This window comes from Streptomyces africanus, from assembly GCF_002150735.1.
Classification (GTDB): Bacteria; Actinomycetota; Actinomycetes; order Streptomycetales; family Streptomycetaceae; genus Streptomyces; species Streptomyces africanus.
This window is the reverse complement of record NZ_MUKA01000292.1, coordinates 1-7,843: the sequence shown is the minus strand read 5'-3', so window position 1 is coordinate 7,843 and position 7,843 is coordinate 1. Positions and strand designations below refer to the sequence as shown.

Annotated in this window: 9 protein-coding genes; 7 read left to right on the top strand and 2 right to left on the bottom strand. The window is 70.1% G+C overall.

The genetic code is table 11. The annotated features are described in order from the left end of the window. Nucleotides 1-108: 108 nt before the first annotated feature. Nucleotides 109-783, bottom strand: a complete 675-nt coding sequence (locus CCL05_RS31820) for a GDSL-type esterase/lipase family protein (protein ID WP_086564141.1) — start codon at nt 781-783, stop codon at nt 109-111. A 130-nt stretch (nt 784-913) separates the two neighbouring features. Here CCL05_RS31820 and CCL05_RS31815 point away from each other — a divergent pair, with 130 nt between their 5' ends. From CCL05_RS31815 to CCL05_RS31800, 4 genes are all read left to right on the top strand, one after another. Beyond that, a complete protein-coding gene (locus CCL05_RS31815) occupies nt 914-1,462 on the top strand; it encodes a hypothetical protein (protein ID WP_086564140.1) in 549 nt (182 codons plus the stop codon). A 5-nt stretch (nt 1,463-1,467) separates the two neighbouring features. After that, the gene (locus CCL05_RS31810) at nt 1,468-1,839 is read left to right on the top strand and encodes a VOC family protein (protein WP_086564139.1); all 372 of its coding nucleotides are present in this window, start codon (nt 1,468-1,470) and stop codon (nt 1,837-1,839) included. A 15-nt stretch (nt 1,840-1,854) separates the two neighbouring features. Then, nucleotides 1,855-2,130, top strand: coding sequence for a hypothetical protein (locus tag CCL05_RS44955; protein ID WP_158102513.1), 276 nt, complete (start codon nt 1,855-1,857; stop codon nt 2,128-2,130). Nucleotides 2,131-2,206: 76 nt separating this feature from the next. Beyond that, the gene (locus tag CCL05_RS31800; RefSeq protein WP_086564137.1) at nt 2,207-3,181 is read left to right on the top strand and encodes a hypothetical protein; all 975 of its coding nucleotides are present in this window, start codon (nt 2,207-2,209) and stop codon (nt 3,179-3,181) included. Between the two features lie 26 nt (nt 3,182-3,207). On the opposite strand, the gene CCL05_RS31795 is transcribed toward CCL05_RS31800, so the two are convergent. Next, nucleotides 3,208-4,023 carry a TetR/AcrR family transcriptional regulator gene (locus tag CCL05_RS31795; protein ID WP_086564136.1) on the bottom strand — a complete coding sequence of 272 codons (816 nt, stop codon included), beginning with the start codon at nt 4,021-4,023 and terminating at the stop codon, nt 3,208-3,210. Nucleotides 4,024-4,133: 110 nt separating this feature from the next. Between CCL05_RS31795 and CCL05_RS31790 the strand changes: the two genes are divergently transcribed. The 3 genes from CCL05_RS31790 (at nt 4,134) to CCL05_RS31780 (ending at nt 7,559) form a co-directional block, all read left to right on the top strand. Next, nucleotides 4,134-5,093, top strand: coding sequence for an ATP-binding cassette domain-containing protein (locus CCL05_RS31790; protein ID WP_086564135.1), 960 nt, complete (start codon nt 4,134-4,136; stop codon nt 5,091-5,093). Beyond that, nucleotides 5,090-5,908, top strand: a complete 819-nt coding sequence (locus CCL05_RS31785) for an ABC transporter permease (protein WP_086564134.1) — start codon at nt 5,090-5,092, stop codon at nt 5,906-5,908. The genes CCL05_RS31790 and CCL05_RS31785 overlap by 4 nt, the downstream gene beginning before the upstream one ends. 130 nt (nt 5,909-6,038) lie before the next feature. Further along, nucleotides 6,039-7,559 carry a cellulase family glycosylhydrolase gene (locus tag CCL05_RS31780; RefSeq protein WP_086564133.1) on the top strand — a complete coding sequence of 507 codons (1,521 nt, stop codon included), beginning with the start codon at nt 6,039-6,041 and terminating at the stop codon, nt 7,557-7,559. Nucleotides 7,560-7,843 lie beyond the last annotated feature (284 nt).

The following is a 7,843-nucleotide window of genomic DNA, read 5'->3' as shown; positions in this document are numbered from 1 at the left end:
AACTCCGCGCAGGGCCCGGGCGCCAGGTCGTCCCAGCGCTCCGTCTCCTCTCCCAGGTAGACGGCCCGGGCCCTGCGCGGAGTTCCTGACCCGGATGATCACCGAGAGTCACCCCTCGTAGGGCTCGCCCAGGTCCCAGGCCTGGTACATCGCCTCGGCGAAGGCCGCCGCGATCTTGTGCTCGCCGCTGTCGTTGGGGTGGGTGCCGTCGTAGGTGTCGGTGTCGATGTCGTACGACGGCGGGGTCGAGGCCAGGAGGACCGGCGAGCCGGACTCGTCGAGGTCGGCGGCCGTCTTCGCCAGCAGCTCGTTGAAGCGGGCGACCTCGGCGGCGAAGGCCGGGTCGGACTGGGCCCGCACGTTCGGGGTCACCGGCAGCCACACCATCCGCACCCGCCGGTTCGCCGCGCGGGCCTCGGCGGCGAAGGCCCGGACGTTCTCGGCGGTCTGCTCGGCGTTCGTGTAGAAGCCCAGGTCGATCAGCCCGAGGGAGACCAGGAGGACGTCCGCGCGGCACGACCGCACCGCCTCGCCGATCAGCGGCGCCATGTGCAGCCACCCCTCGCCCCAGCCGGCCAGGTGGGCGCGCGGGAAGTCCGGATCGGCGTACGCGTACGACGTCGGGGCGTCGGCGAGCTTGTCGTGCAGCGTCTCGCGCGGGCCGACGAGGGTGAAGGGGCCGCCGTAGGAACGGCACAGGTGCTGCCACATCCGGTAGCGCCACGTGTGTTCGCCCGCGCTCCCGATCGTCATGGAGTCACCGACGGGCATGAACCTGAGCATCCGCTCATCATGAACGATCAGAACGCCGGACGGGGTGTGAGTCGGGCCACGCGCCGATCTCCGGCGCCGCGGCAGACTTGAGGGCCTGGGCCATGTGCAGCGGGCACGAGGCCGAAGAATTTCACGGGGCATGTCGGTGGATCTCAGCTCAGTGATCATCGCTGTGGCAGGTGTCGCAGGAACCCTGGGAGGGGCACTGCTCACCCAGCGCGGGTCCGAACGAGCGAAGCGCCTGGAGATGGAGCTTGTTCGAGATCATGAGGAGGTCCGCGAGAACCGTTCGCTGCGACGCACCTGCTATGTGGAACTCAACCGAGATGCCCGGCAGTTCACCACCGCACTCAACCGCCACCTGCACGTCATGCGGGAACGCGGCGTGGAGGAGGCCGACAGCCACGCACTCGAGGAGGCGAAGAACGCGCACCGCGATCGGTACTCCGAAGCACAGATGATCGCCCCCGAAGAAGTACTCAGGCGAGCGAGTGTCGTCAACCAAGCCCTGAACAACGTCTACGGCCAGATCAAGCGCCTCGAACGCGGTGCCCCCGGACCAGGCGAAACCATGGAGGCCGCGGCCCGGGCCCAGTACGAGATCTGGGAGATGCTCCGAACCATGAGAACCGCTATGCGCCATGACCTCGGGGTGTCTCAGCCCGCCCGCAGGCCAATGGCAGAGTGAGCTGGATGATCGGACACCTGTACACCGTTGTCATCGACTGCCCCGACCCGGATGAGCTCGCCGGTTTCTACGAGAAGCTGCTGTCGCTCTCACGGCAGGCGGACACCGGCGACTTCGTCGTGCTCCAGAACGCGGCGGGCACCCCGGTGGTCGCCTTCCAGCGGGTGGACGACTATCGCGCGCCGCGGTGGACGGATTCCGCGCGGCCTCAGCACATGCACATCGACGTGATGGTCGCGAACCTCGATACGGCTGAGGCCCAAGTGCTTGCCCTCGGTGCGAGGCTGCTGGATGGTTCGGACAAGCCGATCGGTTACCGCGTCTACGAGGACCCCGTCGGCCATCCCTTCTGCCTGATCACTCCCGAGGGAGCCTGACCGTAAGGTTCCGTCGTGACCAGAGGAAAAGGGCGGTGGTCCAAGCCGGATCCGGACCATGGCGTCGAAGACGCGACGCTGCTCATTCTGGAATGGCTCGGTGAGCAGGGCATTGGGGCGATGATCCGGGTCGATGCGGAGCGGATGCGGGAAGGCCTGCCGGCGTGGACCTTCGCCGCTGGCGGGGGACCGCTGTCCGAGGGGCTGAGAGCCGACGGAGCCTCGGCCGCGGAATGCATGGGCAGAGCACTGCTCAAGCTGCGCGAGGCCGGTCAGGCTGTGCCCTTCTGAGCACCGGAACCCCAGCCTGGTCTCCCCGTGATCCGTTCCCCCCATGAGCCGCGCAGCGGGATGGCAGGCTTGGGGCATGCGCCGACCGTTCGCCATCATCGCCGCGGCCCTTGTCGTGGGCGCCTTCGCCGTGCCCGCCTCCGCCGCCGGCGGTGACGAGGACTTCACGATCAAGGACCCGCGCATCACCGAGTCCAGCGGTCTGGCCGCCTCCCGGCTCCACCCGGGTATCTACTGGACGCACAACGACAGCGACGACGGTCCCTACATCTACGCCGTCGACAGCAGGACGGGCGAGACCGTCGCCCGCCTCACCCTCACCGGTGTCGGCACGCCCCGGGACGTCGAGGCCATCTCCATCGGCCCGGGCAACCGGATCTACGTCGGCGACATCGGCGACAACCTCGGCGGCAGCTGGCCCCATGTGTGGATCTACGAGCTGCCCGAGCCGAAGACGCTGAAGGACCAGACGATCCGGGCCACGCAGTACGTCGTGAAGTACTCCGACGGGGCCCGCGACGCCGAGTCCCTCGTCGTGCACCCGAAGACCGGCCGCGTCTACATCGTCGACAAGAACGAGAAGGGCGGGCACCTGTACGAGGGTCCCGCCGAGCTCTCCGCCTCGGGCGCGAACGTCTTCCGGCCCGTCGCGGCCGTGCCCGACCTGGAGGCCACCGACGCCACGCTCTCCCCGGACGGCCAACACCTCGTCGTACGCAGCTACTTCGGCGCGATCGCGTACGACTGGAACGGCGGGAAGATAAAGCGGAAGCAGCGGCTCGGCGTGCCGTTCCTCGGGCAGGGGGAGTCCGTCACCTACACCGCCGACGGGACGAGGCTCATGTACGGCGCCGAGGGGGCCGACAGCTCGGTGGAGGGGCAGGACGCGCCCGGTGGCTCCGGATCGTCGTCCGGGGGAGGGAGTCCGTCCGCGCGCGGCGGCGGTGGCAGCGGGGACGGGCTGAGCGGCGATCTCAAGACCGGCGCCATCGCGGTGGCCGTGGCCTGTGTCGCCCTGCTCGGGCTGCGTGGGCTGAGGCGGCGCAGGTAGCAGCCGGAGCCGGAGACGGCGGCGGCTTATGGGGCGGCCGGCTTGCCTCGGCGTTGCGCTACCAGTACTTCCAGCCCGTCCAGGATGCGCTGGAGTCCGAACCCGAAGTGGTCGAAGTCCGGCCCGAACGTGTCCTCGGAGAGTGACGCCATCACCGGGTAGCGGCCCGAGGCCAGGACCTTCTCCAGCACCGGCACCTGCGCCTGCCAGAACTCCGTGTCCGTCAGGCCCGTCCGGCGCTCCGCCTCCTGCTGGTAGAGCTGTGTGCGCGCGGCCCCGACGACGTACCCGTCGATCATGATGATCGCGGAGACCAGTTCGGGGTCGGTCAGCCCCATCGGGCGGATCCGGGTGAGGACCTTCTCCATGCCGTCCAGGGCGCTCGGGCCGAGGATCGGGCGGGACTGGTTGACCTGGAGCAGCCAGGGGTGGCGGCGGTAGAGGGCGAGCGTCGAGCGGGCCATGGCCTCCAGGGCGGCTCGCCAGCCGCCGTCGCCCAGGTCCGCCGGATTCTCGGAGGGGCGCTGGACCCGGTCCAGCATCAGGTCGAGCAGCTCGCCCTTGCCGGGGACGTACCGGTAGAGCGACATGGTGCCGGTGCCGAGTTCGGCGGCGACCCGGCGCATGGAGAGCCCCTCGAGACCCTCCGTGTCCGCGACCTGGACGGCCGCTTCCACGATCCGGTCCAGGGTCAGGGTCGGCTTGGGGCCGCGGCTGGGACGCCGGCCGGTGTCCCACAGCAGTTCGAGGGTGCGCGCGATATCGCCGCTGCCGCTGGTCTCCGTACCGACCGCTTGGCCGGTACCGCCCGTCCTGCCCGTACCGCTCGTGCCGCTTTCCATGGAGCCCAGCTTAAGGTCCCCCGCAAAAAACTGGGTACGGCGTACGCGTAATCGGGTACGCTGTACCCAGTTAGGCCCGGAGCAGGGCACGAGCACAGGGGAGGGGCGGTATGGACGGGTACGCGGTGCGGGCCGAGACGCTGGAGAAGCGGTACGGCGAGAAACGCGCCCTGGACGGCTTCGACCTGGCCGTACGCGAGGGCACGGTGCACGGCCTGCTCGGGCCGAACGGGGCGGGCAAGACCACCGCCGTCCGCATCCTGTCCACGCTGATCCGGCTGGACGGGGGCAGGGCGACGGTCGCCGGGCTGGACGTGGCCCGGCAGCCGCGCGAGGTGCGGGCCCGGATCGGGCTCACCGGGCAGTACGCGGCGGTGGACGAGGTGCTCACCGGCCGCCAGAACCTGGAGATGTTCGGCCGGCTGTTCCACCTGGGCGGCAGGCGGGCCGGGCTCCGGGCGGCCGAACTGCTGGAACAGTTCGACCTGGCCGACGCCGCCGACCGGGGCGTCGGCAAGTACAGCGGCGGCATGCGGCGCCGCCTCGACCTCGCCGCGTCGATGATCCTCGCCCCGGCCGTCCTCTTCCTCGACGAGCCGACGACCGGTCTCGACCCCCGCAGCCGCGGGGAAGTCTGGGATTCCGTACGGGCGTTGGTGGCGGGCGGCACGACCGTGCTGCTCACCACGCAGTACCTGGAGGAGGCCGACCGGCTCGCCTCCCGCATCACCGTCATCGACCAGGGGCGGGCCATCGCCGACGACACCCCGGACGGGCTGAAGAACCTGGTCGGCGGCGACCGTATCGAGGTCGTCGTCGCCGAGCGGGCCGAGATCCCGCGGGTGGTGAAGGTGGTCGCCCGGGTCGCGGACGGCGAACCCGAGGCGGACGAGGCCGAGTTGCGGGTGCACGCCCCGGTCACCGACCGGGTCACGGCGCTCACCGAAGTGGCGCGGACCCTCCAGGACGAGGGCGCCCGCGTCCAGGACATCGGGCTGCGCAGGCCGAGCCTCGACGACGTGTTCCTGCGCCTGACCGGACACCGGACCGAGGAAGGAGCCGCGGCGTGAGCGCCGTCGACCTGAGCCCGCCCGGCGCGCGCGGGCGCACCTACTGGCTGCTCGCCGACTGCTGGAACGTCGTCCGCCGCGGCCTGACCCACTACCAGCGCCAGCCCGTGAACATCGCCTGGCAACTGGGCTTCCCGATCCTCTCCGTGCTGCTCTACGGCTATGTCTTCGGCAGCGCCATGAAGGTGCCGGGCGGCGGGGACTACAAGGACTACCTGATGCCGGGCATGTTCGCGATGACCATGGCGTTCGGCTTCATCAACACGGCGACCGTCGTGGTCTACGACTCCACCAAGGGCGTCATCGACCGCTTCCGCTCCATGCCGATGGCGTCCTCCGCCGTGGTCGCCGGACGCGGTGTCACCGATCTGCTCGTCGCCTGCGCCGAGTTGGCGATCATGATGCTCACCGCGCTCGCCATGGGCTGGCGGCCGGACGGGGGCCTCGGCTTCCTGGCCGCGTTCGGGCTGCTGCTGTGGCTGCGGTTCGCGCTGATCTGGATCGGGGTGTGGCTCGGCCTGCTCGTGCCCAACCCGGAGGCGGCGGGCGGCCTGTTCGCGGTCGCCTTCCCGCTGACGATGATCTCCAGCATCTTCGTCGCGCCGCAGCTCATGCCCGGCTGGCTGGGCTGGGTGGCGGTCTGGAACCCGATCTCCTCCACGGCGGCGGCGACCCGCGAGCTGTTCGGCACGCCGGTCGGCGGCGACACCTGGGTCGAGCAGCACGCGCTGCTGATGGCCGGGGTGTGGCCGGTGATCCTCACGCTGATCTTCCTGCCGCTCGCGGTACGGCGGTTCCGGAAACTGAGCCGCTAGCGAGCGGAACCCGCACCTCCCGGAGGGTTGACGTGCCCATGGTGCGTCAGTTTCCTGGGAGGTGCGCGGCGTATATGGGAGCGCTCCCATGAGAGTTCCGGGGCCGCGCCTCCCCCGAGAGGAAGCAGCCATGTTCCGCACTCTGCGAAGAGCGCTGTGCGTCGCCGCGGCGCTCCTGTTACCCCTGGCCGGTACCCAGTCAGCACAGGCGGACGCCGATGTCGGTGCGCAGGCCGGCGCCGGCTACTGGCACACCAGCGGACGGCAGATCCTGGACGCGTCCGGGCAGCCGGTCCGTATCGCCGGCATCAACTGGTTCGGCTTCGAGACCGACATCCACGTCGTCCACGGTCTGTGGGCCCGCGACTACAAGAGCATGATCGACCAGATGAAGTCGCTGGGCTACAACACCATCCGGATGCCCTACAGCGACGACATCCTCAAGCCCGGCACCATGCCCGAGAGCATCAACCACGACGGCAAGAACACCGACCTGCGGGGGCTGACCTCCTTGCAGGTCCTGGACCGGATCGTGGCGTACGCCGGGCAGGCCGGACTCAAGATCGTCCTGGACCGGCACCGCCCGGACGCGGCGGGCCAGTCGGCGCTCTGGTACACGGCGTCGGTCCCCGAGTCGACCTGGATCGCCAATCTCAAGTCCCTCGCGGCGCGCTACCAGGGCAACCCCACCGTCGTCGGCATCGACCTGCACAACGAGCCCCACGACCCCGCCTGCTGGGGCTGTGGCGACACGGCCCGGGACTGGCGGCTGGCCGCCCAGCGCGCGGGCAACGCGGTGCTGTCGGTCAACCCCGAGCTGCTGATCATGGTCGAGGGCGTGCAGTCGTACAACGGCACGAACGGCTGGTGGGGCGGCAACCTCATGGGCGTCGCCGAGCACCCGGTGCAGCTGGACGTCCCGAACCGGCTGGTGTACTCGGCCCACGACTACGCCACGTCGGTGGCCCAGCAGTCGTGGTTCAGCGACCCGTCCTTCCCGGCCAACATGCCGGGGATCTGGGACAAGTACTGGGGCTACATCTTCAAGCAGAACATCGCGCCGGTGTGGCTCGGCGAGTTCGGTACGACGCTCCAGCCGGCGGTGGACCAGAAGTGGCTGTCCGCGCTGGTGACGTACCTGCGGTCGACGTCGGCGAACGGCGCCGACAGCTTCCACTGGACGTTCTGGTCCTGGAACCCCAACTCCGGGGACACGGGAGGGATCCTGAAGGACGACTGGCAGACGGTGGACACCGCGAAGGACGGGTACCTCAAGGCGATCAAGGCGCCGGGGTTCGAGGGCGGCGGTTCCGGGCCGGATCCCGGCGGGCCGGGCGAACCCGGCGGCACGGCTGCCTGCACCGCCGCCTACGCGGTGAGCAGCGACTGGGGCGGCGGCTTCAACGCCGAGGTGAAGGTGACCAACACGGGCACTGCGCCGCTGAAGTCCTGGAAGGTCACGTGGGCGTGGAGCGGTGCGGAGAAGATCACCAGCATGTGGAACGCGTCGTACACGCAGAGCGGGACGGGCGTGACGGCGGTGAACGCCGCGCACAACGCAAGCGTGCCGGTGGGGGGTTCGGCGAGCTTCGGCCTCGGAGGTGCTCCCGGGGGCGGGGCTGTGCCGCGTGTGACGTGCACGGCGACCTGACGCCGGTGTGACGGGGGCGCCCGGTGCTCGCCGGGCGCCTCCGGATCATCATGTGTACCTGGCCATGTACCTGACCGGGGAGGGAGCGGGAAGCGCCCTTCTTCTGATCGGAAGATTCCGTGCTGGCCCGCCCGGCGGCGGCGTACGCTGAGCCGTATGGTGCTTTACCGTGCCAAGAGAGGACAAACGGGTCAGGCATCGCCGGGTGATCCGGGTCTTCCCGTGTTCGTCGACGCCTCCGGCCGGCGTGCGCGGCATCTGCGGCACGCCGGCCGGAGGCGTCG